14 protein-coding genes are annotated in these 15,059 nt (G+C 70.5%); 4 read left to right on the plus strand and 10 right to left on the minus strand.

All coding sequences use genetic code 11. The features are described 5' to 3' along the window. Window positions 1-53 precede the first annotated feature (53 nt). From AC4BGC_RS06370 to map, 5 genes are all read right to left on the minus strand, one after another. Window positions 54-449 carry a hypothetical protein gene (locus tag AC4BGC_RS06370; RefSeq protein WP_490554855.1) on the minus strand — a complete coding sequence of 132 codons (396 nt, stop codon included), beginning with the start codon at window positions 447-449 and terminating at the stop codon, window positions 54-56. Between the two features lie 76 nt (window positions 450-525). After that, complete coding sequence (locus AC4BGC_RS06375) at window positions 526-1,371, minus strand: transglutaminase family protein (protein ID WP_490544916.1); 846 nt, start codon at window positions 1,369-1,371, stop codon at window positions 526-528. Beyond that, window positions 1,368-2,294: an alpha-E domain-containing protein gene (locus AC4BGC_RS06380; protein WP_490544914.1), complete on the minus strand. Its 927-nt coding sequence runs from the start codon at window positions 2,292-2,294 to the stop codon at window positions 1,368-1,370. The genes AC4BGC_RS06375 and AC4BGC_RS06380 overlap by 4 nt, the downstream gene beginning before the upstream one ends. Beyond that, complete coding sequence (locus AC4BGC_RS06385) at window positions 2,288-3,901, minus strand: circularly permuted type 2 ATP-grasp protein (RefSeq protein WP_490555720.1); 1,614 nt, start codon at window positions 3,899-3,901, stop codon at window positions 2,288-2,290. Before AC4BGC_RS06385 ends, AC4BGC_RS06380 begins: the two co-directional genes overlap by 7 nt. Window positions 3,902-3,952: 51 nt before the next feature. Next, complete coding sequence (gene map, locus AC4BGC_RS06390; protein ID WP_490554856.1) at window positions 3,953-4,801, minus strand: type I methionyl aminopeptidase; 849 nt, start codon at window positions 4,799-4,801, stop codon at window positions 3,953-3,955. 67 nt (window positions 4,802-4,868) lie between these two features. Between map and AC4BGC_RS06395 the strand changes: the two genes are divergently transcribed. Next, window positions 4,869-5,054 (plus strand): hypothetical protein, encoded by a 186-nt coding sequence (locus AC4BGC_RS06395; RefSeq protein WP_490544911.1) that lies wholly within the window; start codon window positions 4,869-4,871, stop codon window positions 5,052-5,054. Window positions 5,055-5,146: 92 nt separating this feature from the next. On the opposite strand, the gene AC4BGC_RS06400 is transcribed toward AC4BGC_RS06395, so the two are convergent. Beyond that, window positions 5,147-6,553: a M15 family metallopeptidase gene (locus tag AC4BGC_RS06400; protein WP_490554857.1), complete on the minus strand. Its 1,407-nt coding sequence runs from the start codon at window positions 6,551-6,553 to the stop codon at window positions 5,147-5,149. Window positions 6,554-6,631: 78 nt separating this feature from the next. Between AC4BGC_RS06400 and AC4BGC_RS06405 the strand changes: the two genes are divergently transcribed. Continuing rightward, window positions 6,632-6,895 (plus strand): hypothetical protein, encoded by a 264-nt coding sequence (locus AC4BGC_RS06405; RefSeq protein WP_490554858.1) that lies wholly within the window; start codon window positions 6,632-6,634, stop codon window positions 6,893-6,895. A 135-nt stretch (window positions 6,896-7,030) separates the two neighbouring features. On the opposite strand, the gene AC4BGC_RS06410 is transcribed toward AC4BGC_RS06405, so the two are convergent. The 4 genes from AC4BGC_RS06410 to panB form a co-directional block, all read right to left on the minus strand. Further along, on the minus strand, window positions 7,031-8,212 hold the full coding sequence (locus AC4BGC_RS06410; RefSeq protein WP_490554859.1) for a PQQ-dependent sugar dehydrogenase: 1,182 nt from the start codon (window positions 8,210-8,212) through the stop codon (window positions 7,031-7,033). Window positions 8,213-8,262: 50 nt separating this feature from the next. Next, on the minus strand, window positions 8,263-9,555 hold the full coding sequence (locus AC4BGC_RS06415; protein ID WP_490554860.1) for a DUF1501 domain-containing protein: 1,293 nt from the start codon (window positions 9,553-9,555) through the stop codon (window positions 8,263-8,265). Window positions 9,556-9,563: 8 nt separating this feature from the next. Beyond that, window positions 9,564-11,222: a DUF1800 domain-containing protein gene (locus tag AC4BGC_RS06420; protein ID WP_490554861.1), complete on the minus strand. Its 1,659-nt coding sequence runs from the start codon at window positions 11,220-11,222 to the stop codon at window positions 9,564-9,566. A gap of 129 nt (window positions 11,223-11,351) precedes the next feature. Beyond that, window positions 11,352-12,227, minus strand: a complete 876-nt coding sequence (panB, locus tag AC4BGC_RS06425; RefSeq protein ID WP_490544900.1) for a 3-methyl-2-oxobutanoate hydroxymethyltransferase — start codon at window positions 12,225-12,227, stop codon at window positions 11,352-11,354. A 74-nt stretch (window positions 12,228-12,301) separates the two neighbouring features. On the opposite strand from panB, the gene AC4BGC_RS06430 reads away from it, so the two are divergent. Together AC4BGC_RS06430 and AC4BGC_RS06435 are read left to right on the plus strand one after the other, a co-directional pair. After that, window positions 12,302-14,350: an NAD(+) synthase gene (locus AC4BGC_RS06430; RefSeq protein WP_490554862.1), complete on the plus strand. Its 2,049-nt coding sequence runs from the start codon at window positions 12,302-12,304 to the stop codon at window positions 14,348-14,350. After that, a complete protein-coding gene (locus AC4BGC_RS06435; RefSeq protein WP_490554863.1) occupies window positions 14,350-15,051 on the plus strand; it encodes a type 1 glutamine amidotransferase in 702 nt (233 codons plus the stop codon). The genes AC4BGC_RS06430 and AC4BGC_RS06435 overlap by 1 nt, the downstream gene beginning before the upstream one ends. The last annotated feature ends 8 nt before the right edge of the window (window positions 15,052-15,059 follow it).

A 15,059-nucleotide genomic window follows, 5' to 3' on the forward strand; every position in this document is an offset into this window, starting at 1 on the left:
CGCGGAACGTTATCGGGATCGGGCCGAACGCGAGGACGATCGGAGTACTTCGCCTACTTCGACTTCTTGGACTTCGACTTCGACTTGGGCTTCTTGGCCTTGATGCCCTTCTCGGCGCGGTCGGCTGCCTTCCGTGCAGCCTTGCGGGCCCGCTTCGACTCATCCTCCAGGGTCGCGAGGGTGCGCTTCAGGTGCTCGGTGATGTCGCGCGACACCCGCTCCGCGGTCTCGCGCGCGATCCGCTCGACGGTCTCCACTGACAGCTCGGCCTGCTGGACGACGGACTTCTTCTGAGGAGCCTTCCGGGCAGTCTTCTGCGTTGTCCTCCGTGTTGTCGCGTCCCCGGCGCCCGCGCTCTTGGCCGTCTTCTTGCTGGCGGCCGTCTTCTTCGTCGTCGCCGAGCTCGCCGCCTTCTTCGGTGTCGGTGCCTGGCTCTTCTGGGTTGCCACTGGTGCTACCTCCCGCTCGATGGTGGCGTACGGCGCACGCCGCTACCAGCCTGCCCGAACCATGGGCGCCGGCGCACTACTGCAGCCGGGTGACCTGCACGTCCACGAACATCCGCGACGTCCCGGAGCCGGAGAAGATGCCGGCGAGCGGCTTCACGTCGTTGTAGTCGCGTCCCGCGGCCACGATCACGTGGCGGTCGCCGGGCTCGGTGTTGTGGGTGGGGTCGTAGCCGCGCCAGCCGTCGTCCCACCACTCGACCCAGGCGTGCGACTCCCCGTGCACGACCTCGCCGACCACGGGATCCTTCTTGGGGTGGAGGTAGCCCGAGACGTACCGGGTCGGGACACCGACGGAGCGCAGCGCCCCGATGGCGATGTGCGCCATGTCCTGGCACACCCCCGAGCGCTCTGCCCAGGCGTGCGCGGCCAGGGCGTCCACGGTGGTCGAGCCCGAGACGTACTTGACCTCGTCGTAGACCAGGGCGCAGATGCGGCGGGCGGCCTCGCTGGGAGTGGCGCTGTCGTCCGCGATCTCACGGGCGAGGGCGACGAGGTCCTCGGGAGCGGCGACGCGGACCGGCGAGGCGAGGAACTCGGTGTGCTGGTCGGCGGTTTCCGCGCTGCGCATCTCCTCCCACGTCATCACCGGTTCCCCGACGGGGGAGCGGTTCGTGTGCACGGTCGCGGAGGCGGTGACCGTCAGCGACGTGTGCGGGTCGAGCACCTCGAAGGCGGTGACCTGCGAGTCCCAGTAGTCCTTGTAGGTGTAGGCCCACGGCGTCGGGGAGACCTCCACCCGCGAGTGCACGACGATCTGGCCCGGCAGGGTCAGCGGAGTCAGACGGGCCTCGTTGAAGGAGGTGTTCGCCTTGCCGTCGTACTCGAAACCGGTCGTGTGCTGGATGCGCAGCTGCATCGTCATGCCCTCACTCCGTGCCACTCGGTTGCCTCGGCGCCCGCGAAGTAGCGCCGGGAGATCGCCTCGGTCGCCTGTGCGCAGGTGCGCTGCAGGCGTTCCATCTCGCTGGGCAGGTCGGCGACGAAGTCGCTCAGCGAGCGGTACTCCAGCTCGGCCCGGGTCCGCCCCAGGAGACGCTGGGCCTCGTTCTGGAAGCCGGCACGGGTGCCCGAGGACTGCAGCCGCTCCAGGCAGCGCTCGGCCTCGCTGAGCCCGAACACCACCGACCGTGGGAACAGGCGGTCCAGCAGCAGGAACTCCGCTGCGCCACGCTCGGTCTCCAGGCCCTTGTAGGTGCGCAGGAAGGCCTCGTAGGCGCCGCAGGCGCGGAGCGAGGTGCCCCACGCCGACCCGGAGGTGATCGCCGCGGTCGCGACCAGTCGCGAGGTCATGTCGGCGCGCTCGATCGAACGACCGAGCACCAGGAACTGGTAGCCCTCGTCGCGGGTCATCGTGGCCTCGGCGGTGCCGTTCACCTGGGCGGCGCGGTCACGCACCCAGCGCAGGGCCACCGGCGGGCGCATCGACCGGAAGTGCCCCGAGGGGATCGCCCGGTAGGTGGTGTTGATCGCCTCCCACATCGAGGTGGAGAGGGTCTCGCGTGCGCGCCGGGCGCTCTCCCGTGCCGCGGCCAGGGTCGCGGCGATCGAGGCGGAGGAGGTGGCGTCGTACGCGAGCAGCCGCATCACCTCGGTGCTGTTGATCGGGGCGTCCTCGGCGAGGTCGACGCCCATGATCGACAGCAGGCTGCGGCAGGTGGTCTCCTCGTCGACACCGGGGTCCTCGAGGATCAGCTGCATCTGTACGTCGAGGATGCGCGCGGTGTCCTCGGCCCGCTCGACGTAGCGGCCGATCCAGAACAGGGACTCGGCGATCCGGCTCAGCATGACGCCTCCTTCGGCGAGGTCTCGACTGATCGCTCGCTGGCGCTCGCTGCTCGACCGCCTTGTTGCTGTTGCTGCTGCTGGTCGTGCTGGGAGGAGAACGAGTCGAGTGCGGGCCCGACCACCTGGGGGGCGGAGTGGATCTCGATGGTCTCCGGCTCGGCGCGTACGACGGTGCGCCCGTGCCCGGCCAGCACCCAGGTGTCCTTGGAGCCGCCGCCGCGCGAGGAGTTCACGATCAGCTCGCCCTCGCCGAGGGCGACCCGGGTCAGGCCGCCCGGCAGCACCCACACGCGGTTGCCGTCGTTGACCGCGAACGGCCGCAGGTCGACGTGGCGGGGCCGCATCATCCCGTTGACGTACGTCGGGACGGTGCTCAGCTGGATCACCGGCTGGGCGATCCACGACCGCGGGTCGGCCATCACCTTGCCCCGCAGCTCGTCGAGCTCGGCCTTGGTGGCCTGCGGCCCGATCACGATGCCCTTGCCGCCGGAGCCGTCGACCGGCTTCAGGACGAGCTCGTCGAGCCGGTCCATCACCTCCTCGCGGTGGTCGGCGTCGCCGAGGCGCCAGGTGTCTACGTTGCGCAGGATCGGTTCCTCGCCGAGGTAGTAGCGCACCAGGTCGGGCAGGAAGGTGTAGATCAGCTTGTCGTCGGCGACCCCGTTGCCGACCGCGTTGGCGATCGTGACGTTCCCGGCCCGGGCGGCGTTGAGCAGGCCGGAGCAGCCGAGCAGCGACGTGCTGTGGAAGTGCACCGGGTCGAGGAACTCGTCGTCGACGCGGCGGTAGATCACGTGGACGGGCTCGAGCCCCTGCGTCGTACGCATCATCACGCGGCCGCGGCGGCACTCCAGGTCGCGGCCCTCGACGAGCTCGACGCCCATCGTCCGGGCCAGCAGCGCGTGCTCGAAGTAGGCGCCGTTGAACACGCCGGGGGTCAGGACGACCACGTTGGGGTCGGTGACACCGGCGGGTGCGGCGGCGCGGAGCGCGGTGAGCAGCTTCTGCGGGTAGCCCGCGACCGGGCGGATCCGGTGGTCGGCGAAGACCTCGGGCAGCGCGGCCGCGATCGCGCGGCGGTTGGTCATCACGTAGGAGACGCCGGAGGGGACGCGCACGTTGTCCTCGAGCACCCGGAACTCGCCGGTGTCGTCGCGGATCAGGTCGATCCCGCTCACGTGGACGCGGACGCCGTTGGGCGGCTCGATCCCCGCTGCGGCGCGGTGGAAGTGCGAGGAGGTGGTGACCACGCTGCGCGGCACGACCCCGTCGTCGAGGACCCGGCCCGCGTCGTAGACGTCGGCGAGGAACTTCTCCAGCGTGTGCACCCGCTGCTGCACGCCCGCCTCGACCTTGGCCCACTGGTCCATCTCGATGACGCGGGGGAGTACGTCGAGCGGGAACGCCCGCTCCTCTCCGCCGATGTCGAAGGTGACGCCCTGGTCCAGGTAGCTGGACTGCAGCGCCTCCACCCGGCTCTGCAGCTCGCTCTGGCCCATCTCCTGCAGCGACGGCTGCAGCTGGCTGTAGGGCGTCCTGAGCTCGCTGCCGACGCCGTACATCTCGTCGTAGGCGGAGCCCATGCCGGTCTCGTAGTCCTCGAACATGCTCGTCACGCCCGCGACCCTAGCGAGGACGTGTTTCGCCCGGTGTCCCGGTCAGGGCAGCGTGAGAATTTCCGCCCCCTCCGGGGTGACCAGCAGGGTGTGCTCGAACTGCGCGCTGACCCGCCTGTCCTTGGTCACCACGGTCCAGTTGTCGTCCCACATCTCCCACTCGTGGGTGCCCAGGTTGAGCATCGGCTCGATGGTGAACGTCATCCCGGGCCTGATCAGGTCGTCGTAGTGGGGGTCGTCGAAGTGGGGGACGACCAGGCCGGAGTGGAACGAGGTGCCGATGCCGTGGCCGGTGAACTCGCGTACGACGCCGTAGCCGAACCGCTTGGCGTAGGACTCGATCACCCGGCCGATCACGTTGATCCTGCGGCCGGGCTTGACCGCGTTGATCGCCCGGCGCAGCGCCTCGCGGGTGCGGTCCACCAGCTCGACCACCTCCGGGTCGACGCCGGGGGTCAGGAAGGTCGCGTTGGTGTCGCCGTGGACGCCGTCGAGGAAGGCGGTGATGTCGATGTTGACGATGTCGCCGTCCTGGACGACGGTGCTGTCCGGGATGCCGTGGCAGATCACCTCGTTGATGCTGCTGCACAGGGACTTCGGGAAGCCCTTGTAGCCCAGCGTGGACGGGTAGGCGCCGTGGTCGCAGAGGAACTCGTGGCCGATGCGGTCGAGCTCGTCGGTGGTCACGCCGGGCTGCACGTGCGAGCCGACCAGGTCGCGGGCCTGGGCGGCCAGCCTGCCCGCGATCCGCATCCGCTCGATCGTGTCGGAGTCCTTGACCTCGGATCCGGTGAACGGGGCGGGCGCCGGCTTGTCGACGTACTCGGGGCGAGCGATGTGCGCGGGCACCGGGCGCCGCGGGGAGATGCGTCCAGGAGCTATGGCAGTCACGGCGCCGAGTGTAGTTTCGCCGAACGCGGCCTCGCACGCTCGGGCGCGACCGCGTAGTTTCGGCGACATGAGCGAGTACTGGTACTGCCTCAAGCACCATGCGGTCGAGGGCAAGGACGGCTGCAAGAACGCGGACCGCCTCGGTCCCTACCCCTCCGCGGCCGAGGCCGAGCGCGCCCTGGAGAAGACCCAGGAGCGCAACGAGGAGTGGGACAACGACCCCAACTGGAACGACGACGCGCTCGAGGACTGACCACCCGGACCGACCGGCCAGGCGGGATAGTCCGAGACGTTTCCGTTCTCAGATGTCCGTTTCGACGACGGAAAGGTCTCGGACTATCCGGTTCAGCCGGTGAAGCTGCCGGCGATCGAGCCGGCACCGGGGGCCTTGCGGCCGTCCATGTGCTGGCTGTCGTTGTTGCCGTAGGTCCACCGGAACCCGTGCCGTCGCCAGATCTTCACCACCGGGTGCGAGCTCGACCGCCACGCCACGCGCGGGTGGCTGCGTGAGGCCCACCAGGAGTTCGGCACCAGGCCGGTGGCCGAGCGGTAGGGGTTCTCCCAGGTGTTCACGTCCACAGAACGCCCACGGGCGTGCGGGGAGCGCACCCGGGGCTTGTTCACCACCGAGCGGCAGTTGAACCCGGAGGTGTTGTCCGCGCGCATCGAGGCGTAGTCGTTCGCCCCGCGCAGCACCTTGCTCCAGCCGAAGCGGTCCACGCGGTACATGCGGCGGATCGGGTAGCGGGCGTCGTACATGTCGCGCAGGGCGGCGGCCGCACGACCGGCCACGCCCGCCCTGAGCACCATCTCGCCGCGGTAGCGGTAGCCGTCGAAGCCCCAGTAGTTCACCTGGATCAGGCGCAGACGGGCCCGGCCGACGGGGCAGCCGCGGTGCCAGCTCCGGCCCACCATCGAGCGCCACACGTTCGTCGGGATCCGGGTCACCCTCGCGTTTGCGCCGGCGCCCGTGGCGCGCGGTTGCGCCGGAGTCGCCGCGGGGCGGGGCGCGTTGGCCGGGAGCACCACCGGGGCCACCTGCGGAACGTTGTCGGTGAATTGGTCGTTGGAGGTGGTGGCCAGCCACCAGCTGCCCGCGGCGCCGGTCGCACGCCAGGTGGTGTCGGTCCGGGGCGCCACCGTGAGCGCGACCCGCCCGGTCGCGGACGTGCTCAGCCTGCGGTGCACCACCCACGGGCCGGTGCCGACGCGGCGGTGGATCGTGATCGCCCCGCGGACCGGGCTGCCGTCGGCAGCGGTCCACAGCACGCTCAGGGTGCCGGTGCGCTCGTCGACGATCCGGGGCGGCCCGGACAGCTTCAGGGTGGTGGTGAAGCGCTGGCCGAGGACCAGGGAGGTGGGGGAGACCGACGGTGCGTTCACTCCGTCCCCGGCGTACGTCGCCCGCCACGACGTCGTACCCGCTGGCAGGGCGGTGGTGACGACCGCGCGCCCGGTGCTGTCGGTGGTCGCGGACCCGGCGGCCGTCCACGCGGAGGTGAGCTGCTGCAGCGTGACCCTGGCGCCCACCACGGGAGCCCCGCCGGCGTCGGTCAGCGCGATCGTGAACCGGGCAGGCAGCCCGGCCTTGCCGGAGGCGGGAGCGCTCAGCGTGATCGTCGTCCCCAGTGCGGGTTCGGCGACGGCCGGCCCCGAGGGAGCCAGGAAACCGGTGACGGCCAGCAGGAGGGACACCAGCAGCACGGGTGCGGTACGGCGAGCGCGGTGCGCGGGCACGAACGATGGGTTCACGTTTTCCTCCGAGACGGCACCGGCGTGGTGCGTGAGGTCAAGGTAGGGCAAAAGGTGTTCTCACGTAGGGTTCCGCGGGTGGCGCGCTCGAAGATCTCTCCGTGGGGCTTTGTCGGCCTCGGCGCGATGGCGTGCCTGCTCTTCCTCAACCTGGGCACCGCGAACGTGGCGCCCTGGTGGGTGACAGTCCTGTTCGTCCTGCTGTGGCTGGTGCTGTTCGCGCTGGCCGTGCGCTGGTTCGTGCCGCACCCCGACCGGGTGCCCTGGCTGCCGCTGCTGGGCCTGGTGGTCTGGCTGCCCACGATCGTGATCGGCACCCGCTACCTCGGCTGGGGCGGCTGAGCCGGGCCCGTGTCGTAGGTTCGCGCCATGTCTCGGCTGATCCACCTCAACGGGCCCTCGTGTGTCGGCAGGTCGACCCTGGCCCGCCGCTATGCCGATGAGACGCACGCCTGCTGGAGGCGCTCGGCGAGGGTGTCAGCGCCGCCGCGGGCTGACCCGGAGGACGTAGTCCCGGGAGCCACCGTTGGCCGTGGTCACCAGCAGGTCGCCGTTGGGCGCGCGGGTCACTGAGCGCAGCCGGCCGTACTTGCGCAGTGCGGGCGGTGCCGCGAGGCTGCGGAACCTGCCCGCGGAGTCGAAGCGCATGAACATCAGGCGCTCGCCCTTCAGCGCCGCCACGGCGAGGGTGCCGTTGTACGCGCCCCACTTGCGCCCCAGCACCCAGGCCGCACCCGATGTGGCCAGGGTGGGTGAGCCCGAGCGCCAGCGGGCGTTGATCTGGGTCCCGGGGAGGCCCTGGTCGGTCATCGGGCGGCTCTCGTCGTAGCCCGGGACCGGGTTCCAGCCGTAGTCGCCGCCGTTGGCGAGCTGGTTGACCTCGTCGTCCCGGTTGGTCCCGTGCTCCACCGACCAGACCGCGCCCCCGGGCCGCTGGGCCAGGCCCTGCACGTTGCGGTGACCGTAGGTGAGCACGTAACGCGCGGCGCGTGAGGACGAGCGGACCCACCGGTTCGTCGGCCACGGCGCCCCGGTGAACCGGTTCAGCCGCAGCGTCTTGCCCCCCAGCGAGTTCAGGTTGCGGGCGTTGGTGCCGGTGACCGCGTCACCGGTGCCGACGATCATCGCGTTGCCGCTGATCAGCAGCCGGCAGCCGCCGTGGCGGCCCGAGGTGGCGGGGATGCCGGTGAGCAGCGGCTTGACCAGGGTGGCGGTGCGCGCGTTGCGCGAGAGTCGCCACTCCATCACCCGGACGTCGTGACGACCGCCGCCGAGGTAACCGCCCTGGCAGGTGTAGAACCGCCGGTTCTTCCCGAACCCGGGGTCCACGGCAAGGGACATCAGGCCGGTCTCGCCGCGGGCCCACACCGTGGAGGAGGCGTAGCCGACGCGGCGCACCTTGCCCTTGCGGACGGTCAGCAACCGCTTGGTGGCGCGCTCGGTGACCAGGAAGCGCCCCTTGCCGATCGGCTGGGCGTCCCAGGGCAGGTCGAGGCGTCGGGCGAGGACGGTGACCCGGAGCGCGGGCACCTTGGCGGCGCGCGCCTGGCTCCTCGTCTGGTCCTTCGTGCTGCCGGGCAGTCCCGCGGCCTGGCCGGCGTACGCCGTGCCGGTGAGGACGAGGAGCAGGCCGAGGGTCACCAGCAGGAGACGTCGCATCGTCTCAGGCTATGCCGGGAACGATGCTGAACCGAGGCACTCGGGCACCGTCACGCCATCATGTTCACGGGCTCGATGGCCAGGCCCGGGAACAGTGCGGGGACGGACCGGTCCGGGAAGCGCTTCTTGACGATCTCGGCGAGGACGTTGCGGTAGTCGGTGGTGACCTTGAGGTCGCCGTCGATCACCGAGCCGGTCTCGAGGCCGGGCCAGGTGCCGTAGTACTTGCCGCCCTTCACGCCGGCCCCGGCCACCAGCATCATGTTGCCCCAGCCGTGGTCGAAGCCCTGGCTGCCGTTCTCGGCGACGCGGCGGCCGAACTCCGAGATCGTGACCACCGTGACCCGTGAGCTGAGCGTCCCGAGGTCGGTCATGAAGGCGGCGAGGGCCTGGGCGAAGCCGGAGATGTTGCTCTGCATCGAACCCCAGGTGAGCGTCCCGTAGTTCGTGTGCAGGTCCCAGTTGCCGGCGTCGATGGCGATGACGTCGGTGCCGATGTTCGCGCGGATCAGCTTGGCCGCGTTCTTCAGCGGCTGGGCGAACGGGGTCGCGAACCACTCGGTCGGGTAGGCGGTGGAGCTGTTCGCCATCGACTTGAGCTTCTGCCCGGGCCCCTTGGAGATGGCCACCGCCTCGCGTGCGCCCGCGGCCAGTGGCCCGGTGGCGCCGGCCCACGCCGAGGTCAGCGAGGTGTAGCGCTGGGTGGCCCGGCCGTCGAGGCCGGGGACCAGCAGTCCGTCGAGGTCCTGGGTGGCCAGGGTGGGGTGCGGGCCGATCAGGGCGGTGGTCGGGAAGTTCATCCCGAGCTGCACCGCGTCCAGGGTCCCGTTCGCAGGACCGAGGCCGATCATCCGGTTGATCCAGCCGGTCCGCGCCGATGAGCCGGGCGCGGCGTCCTCGACCTCCTCGATGGCTGAGAAGTGCGAGCGGTTGGGTACGGCAAGCCCGGTGGCCTGGATCGCGGCGAGCTTCCCGCCCTTCCACAGGGGCTCGAGCGGCTTCATCGCCGGGTGCAGCCCGAACATGGAGTCCGCGCACAGCAGGGTGTTGGCCTTGACCGCGGTGGTGGGACGGGCCTTGTAGTAGCCGGGGTCGCCGTGGGGGACCACGACGCCCATCCCGTCGATGCCACCTCGCAGGCTGATCACGACCAGTGTGTTGCCGCCGGGGGTCCCCGCGAAGGTCGCCTGCATCATCGCGTCGCCGAACATCTGGGTCACGGCCATGCCGCCGCCCACGGCGGCGGCCCCCTGCAGCAGCGAACGCCGGGAGACCTGCGAGCGGGTGTGGTCGCTGCAGCAGGCGTTGTCCGGGGTGCTCGAGTGGCTCGAGTGGTTGGTCATGGCTTGCCTCACGTGGTCATGTGGTCGGGAGTGTCGAGAAGCGCGCAGACGAGTCGCGGGAACAGCCAGCTTCCGAGGTTGTGGTCCTTGGTGACGATGCTCGAGGCGGTCACGATCGCCCACTTCTCCGGACCCGTGACGGCCTGGGTGGCCACCTTCAGCAGGCGGGCATCGGCAGGCTTGCCCAGCCAGATCCGGCACAGGTGGTCGACGTAGGCGTCGAACCTCAGCGAGGACGCGGGCAGCCAGGAGGCCGCGGTGCGGTACTTCGCGCCCTCCTTGGGCCACCAGCCTCCGGCCTGGCTCTGGTGCATGTCGTAGCTCGCGAACAGGCGGGAGGCCGCCGACCACGAGCGGCCGGTGAGCGGGGGACCGTCGGGTCGGGGCCAGGCGAAGACCCGGTCTCCGCCGTGGACGTAGTTGGCCGCGTTCGCCCACGAGTTCCCCGACCCGGGGGCCTGGACGTCCACGGCGAGCACGCGAGCGGTCGCGACGAGGTCCGCCACCGGCGTACGCACCTTCTGGCCCGTGGAGGTGAGGAACTCCGGGTGCCGCGAGAGCGCGGTGAGCACCGCCGAGATGCTGGTCCCCGAGCTCGTGTAGACCGCGGCAAGGGAGTTGACCAGGGCGTCGGAGGGGGAGTCCGAGACGAACTGCGTGGCGAGCTTGGTGACCACGCGCCGGGCGGTGGCCGGGTGGTGCGCGAGGTACTTCAGGTAGGCGATGGTCACGGCCTGGCCGTCCTCGGACGCGTTGGCGCTGGAGAAGCCGAGGACCTTGACCGGCCCCATGGTGTGCGCCTTCGGGTCGTACCGCACCGCGTAGCTCTTGCCCCAGTCGACGGTGTACCCGGAGAGGATCACCGCCGACGACTTGACCATGTCCTCGGTGTAGCCGGCGCTGCGTCCCACGGAGTGAAGCTCGAGGAGCTCACGGCCCTGGTTCTCGTTGGGCTTGTTGCGCACCGACTTCCAGTTGTCGAGGTAGAGCCGCATCGCCGGGTGCAGCGAGCACGCGGTGAGCAGCTCCTCGAACGTGCCCAGGGCGTGCCGGCGGATCGTGGCGTCGTAGTCGTAGCGGAACGCCCAGGCCCGGTCGTGGCCGACCGGGATGTGCAGCAGGGCGGACCAGAGCTCGGTCATCGTCTCCAGCACGGACCGTTCGGAGTAGATCCGGCGCAGGATGCTCCAGTTGCCGAGGTCGTTGCCGTACTCCCAGGCCTGCTTGCCGGTCCCGGCGTTCGTCTCGGCCTTCTCGGCGGCCGAACGCCGCAGCGGTGAGAACCAGGAGTCGATGCTGGCGATCTTCGCTGCCTCTGGGATGCTCCCTGGGGACAGCTGCTTGGCCAGCCAGGCCTCGGGGGAGCCCGCAGCCCGGAGCTGGGCCAGCGACCTCGGGGTGAACCCGGTGCCGAACCGGTTCAGGTAGAGCCGCTCGCGAGCGGTCGGTGTCGGGGCCGGGGACCGCCACGCCTGGTTCGCCGGGGTGGCCGTGGGCTTCTTCACCGTGGCCGGCTTCTTGACGACCGGCTTGGGCTTCGGCTTGGGCTTGGGCTTCGGCTTCGGCTTCGGCTTCGGCTTCGGCTTGACGACGCGACGGCGCTTGACCTTGACGCGGAGGCGACGCTTCTTGCGCCGCTTGCGCTTCCTGGTGTCGAAGATTGCCATCTGCTGCCCCCGCCGAGCTGTCGAACACGTCCGTGAAGACATCGTCGCGGCTCAGCGTGGAAAATGCTGACGAATAACCAAAAACGGATCAAAACGGACAAGAGTCCGTCCCAGGGGAAGGTGCCCGGCTCAGAAGGTGTGCTCGGCTCCGGGGAACTCGCCGGCCCTGACCTCGGCGGCGTAGGCGCGGGCACCGTCGAGGAGTACGCCGCGCACGTCGGCGTACTGCTTGACGAACCGGGCCATCTTCCCGGCCCTGAGCCCGAATGCGTCCTGCCACACGAGCACCTGGCCGTCGCAGTCGGCGCCCGCGCCGATGCCGATCGTCGGGATCGACAGCTCCTCGGTGACCCGAGCGGCGACGTCTCCGGGAACCATCTCCATCACCACGGCGAAGGCTCCGGCCTCCTGGACCGCGCGCGCGTCGTCGAGGATGCGATCACCGGTCTCGCCCCGCCCCTGGACGCGGTAGCCGCCGAGGGCGTGCTCGCTCTGGGGGGTGAACCCGATGTGGGCCATCACGGGGACTCCGCCCCGGCTGAGCAGCTCGATCTGGGGAGCCATCTCCCGCCCGCCCTCGAGCTTGATCGCGTGGGCGCCGCCCTCCTTCATGAACCGCACCGCGGTGTCGTAGGCCTGCTCCGGCGACCGCTGGTAGGACCCGAAGGGGAGGTCGCCGACCACCAGGGACCTCGTCACCGAGCGGGAGACGGCCCGGGTGAGCGGGATCAGCTCGTCCACAGTCACCGGCAGCGAGCTCTCGTTGCCGTAGACGTTGTTGGAGGCACTGTCACCGACGAGCAGGACCTCGATGCCGGCCTCGTCGAAGATCTGCGCGGTGTACATGTCATAGGCGGTGAGCATCGCGAACCGCTCCCCGCGCTGCTTGAGCTCGCGCAGGTGCTGGGTGCGGATGCGCTTTCCCGGTCGGGGGGTCGAGGGCTGCGAGGCCCCGGCGCCGCCTGCTGACGAGCCGGTGCCGTAGGGCGCGGTTTCTTCGCTCATGCGAGGAACGCTAGACCCGCAACGGCGAGAACGCCCCTGTGTTGCTGCTCACGCCGGGTGCAAGACTGCGACCCGTGGACTTCAACTCGGCCTATGCCCACGGGTTCGCCCGGATCGCCGCCTGCACGGTGCCGGTGACGATCGCGGACCCAGCCACCAATGCCGCGACGGTGATCGAGCAGGCACGCGAGTGCCACGACGACGGTGTCGCCGTCGCGATCTTCCCCGAGCTGTGCCTGACGGGGTACTCCATCGAGGACCTCTTCCTCCAGGACACCCTGCTCGAGGCGGTCCGGGAGGCCATCGGGGAGATCTGCACGGCCAGCGAGGACCTGCGTCCAGTGCTGGTCGTCGGTGCTCCGCTGCGCAAGGGGAACCGGGTCTACAACTGCGCGGTGGTGATCCACCGGGGCGCCGTGCTCGGCGTGGCGCCGAAGTCGTTCCTGCCGACCTACCGCGAGTTCTACGAGGCCCGCTGGTTCGCCGCGGGCGAGGACCAGCGGGGGGAGTACATCGACCTGGCGGGCGCGACGGTGCCGTTCGGCCCCGACCTGATCTTCCGTGCCACCGACCTGCCCGACCTGAGCCTGTTCGTCGAGGTGTGCGAGGACATGTGGGTCCCGGTGCCGCCGAGCGCCCACGCCGCGCTGGCCGGGGCCACGGTGCTGGTCAACCTCTCCGGGTCCCCGATCACCATCGCCCGCGCCGAGGACCGCAAGCAGCTGGTCCGCTCGGCCAGCTCGCGCTGCTCGGCCGCCTACGCGTACGCCGCGGGGGGCCAGGGCGAGTCCACCACCGACCTGTCGTGGGACGGGCAGACGATGATCTACGAGTGCGGCGGCCTGCTCGCCGAGGGGGACCGGTTCCCCGACGGCCCGCGCCGCACGATCGCCGATGTCGACCTGGACCGGATCCGCCAGGAGCGGATGCGCCAGGGCACCTTCGACGACAACCGGCGATCGGAAGGCGTCGACGGCGGCGACTTCCGCGAGATCGCGCTGACCCTGGCGCCGCCGACCGGTGACATCGGATTGCGGCGCAAGGTCGACCGGTTCCCGTTCGTCCCCGACGACGCGGAGCGGCTGGCACTGGACTGCTTCGAGGCCTACAACATCCAGGTCTCCGGGCTTGAGCAGCGGCTGCGCGCGATCGGCCAGCCGAAGGTCGTCATCGGCGTCTCGGGCGGACTCGACTCGACCCATGCCCTGATCGTGGCCGCCAAGGCGATGGACCGGCTCGGGAGGCCACGCAGCGACATCCTCGCGTTCACGCTGCCGGGGTTCGCCACCGGCGACACCACCAAGTCCTACGCGACCCGGCTCTCGCACGCCCTCGGCACCACGTTCGAGGAGATCGACATCCAGCCTGCCGCCAGGCAGATGCTGACCGACATGGGCCACCCGTTCGCGAAGGGCGAGGAGGTCTACGACATCACCTTCGAGAACGTCCAGGCCGGCCTGCGCACGGACTACCTGTTCCGGATCGCCAACCAGCGTCGGGGCATCGTGCTCGGCACCGGTGACCTCTCCGAGCTCGCCCTGGGTTGGTGCACCTACGGCGTCGGCGACCAGATGTCCCACTACACGGTGAACTCCGGCGTGCCGAAGACGCTCGTGCAGCACCTGATCCGCTGGGTCGTCAGCAGCGAGCAGCTCGGGGACAGCGACGACGAGGTGAACCAGCTGCTCACCGACATCGTCGGCCAGGAGATCACTCCCGAGCTGATCCCGACCCGCGAGGGGGAGAAGGCGCAGTCGACCGAGGACTCGGTGGGGCCCTACGCCCTGCACGACTTCACGTTGTTCCACGTCCTCCGATTCGGGTTCCGGCCCAGCAAGATCGCCTTCCTCGCCGAGCACGCGTGGTCTGACGCCGAGGCGGGGGAATGGCCCCCGAACTACCCTGAGGAGAACCGGCCCGAGTACCACTTGGGCGACATCCGGGAGTGGCTCGAGGTGTTCATCAAGCGTTTCTTCGCCAGCCAGTTCAAGCGCTCCGCCCTGCCCAACGGCCCGAAGGTCAGCGCCGGCGGGACGATGTCGCCTCGCGGCGACTGGCGGATGCCCAGCGACGCGGGCGCGGCCGCCTGGTTGGCCGAGCTCGAGAACGTGCCACGGTCCTGATGGTCGAGCGCATCCTGGTCGTCCAGCACGAGGAGGACTGCCCGCCGGCGTGGGTGGGGGACTGGCTCGTCGAGCTGGGCTGCACCCTCGAGGTGCACCGCCCCTACACCGGGACGTCGCTGCCGCCAGGTCTCGACGGGTACGACGCGCTGCTGGTCCTCGGCGGCGCCATGGGTGCCAACGACGACGCCGCCCATCCGTGGCTGGCGCCGACCCGGGAGCTGGTCCGTGAGGCCGCCCGCCGTCGCGTGGCCACCCTGGGCATCTGCCTGGGGCACCAGCTGGTGGCGGTGGCGCTGGGTGGCGAGGCGGGGCCCAACCCGCGCGGCCAGCAGCTGGGGCTGCTGCGGATCGGCTGGACCGACGCCGCGGCCACCGACGACCTCACCGCGTCCCTGGTGGGCACCCGCTTCGGGGTGCACTGGAACAACGACCTGGTGCTGCGCGCGCCGGAGGGAACGGTGGTGCTGGCCGAGACCCCCGCAGGCGAGCTGCAGGCCGCCAGGTTCGCCCCGACGGTGTGGGGTGTGCAGCTGCACCCGGAGGTCGACGAGAGCATCCTGGCCACCTGGGCCGAGGACGATCGGGACCGCTACGACGAGGGTCACCTCGAGGAGGTCCTGCGCACCGTCGCCGCCGCGCGCAACGAGTTGGCAGCCGGTTGGCGCCCGCTCGCACGGGCCTTCGCGGCTCTGCCCTAGGCTCGACC

The sequence above is a fragment of the Nocardioides sp. Z38_18 genome, assembly GCF_058215695.1.

What these genes read in the sequence shown, in the direction of transcription:
- AC4BGC_RS06375 (WP_490544916.1), bottom strand. Translation starts at nt 1,371, where the DNA reads ATGACGATGCAGCTGCGCATCCAGCACACGACCGGTTTCGAGTACGAC.
- AC4BGC_RS06380 (WP_490544914.1), bottom strand. Translation starts at nt 2,294, where the DNA reads ATGCTGAGCCGGATCGCCGAGTCCCTGTTCTGGATCGGCCGCTACGTC.
- AC4BGC_RS06385 (WP_490555720.1), bottom strand. Translation starts at nt 3,901, where the DNA reads ATGTTCGAGGACTACGAGACCGGCATGGGCTCCGCCTACGACGAGATG.
- AC4BGC_RS06395 (WP_490544911.1), top strand. Translation starts at nt 4,869, where the DNA reads ATGAGCGAGTACTGGTACTGCCTCAAGCACCATGCGGTCGAGGGCAAG.
- AC4BGC_RS06410 (WP_490554859.1), bottom strand. Translation starts at nt 8,212, where the DNA reads ATGCGACGTCTCCTGCTGGTGACCCTCGGCCTGCTCCTCGTCCTCACC.
- AC4BGC_RS06415 (WP_490554860.1), bottom strand. Translation starts at nt 9,555, where the DNA reads ATGACCAACCACTCGAGCCACTCGAGCACCCCGGACAACGCCTGCTGC.
- AC4BGC_RS06420 (WP_490554861.1), bottom strand. Translation starts at nt 11,222, where the DNA reads ATGGCAATCTTCGACACCAGGAAGCGCAAGCGGCGCAAGAAGCGTCGC.
- panB (WP_490544900.1), bottom strand. Translation starts at nt 12,227, where the DNA reads ATGAGCGAAGAAACCGCGCCCTACGGCACCGGCTCGTCAGCAGGCGGC.
- AC4BGC_RS06435 (WP_490554863.1), top strand. Translation starts at nt 14,350, where the DNA reads ATGGTCGAGCGCATCCTGGTCGTCCAGCACGAGGAGGACTGCCCGCCG.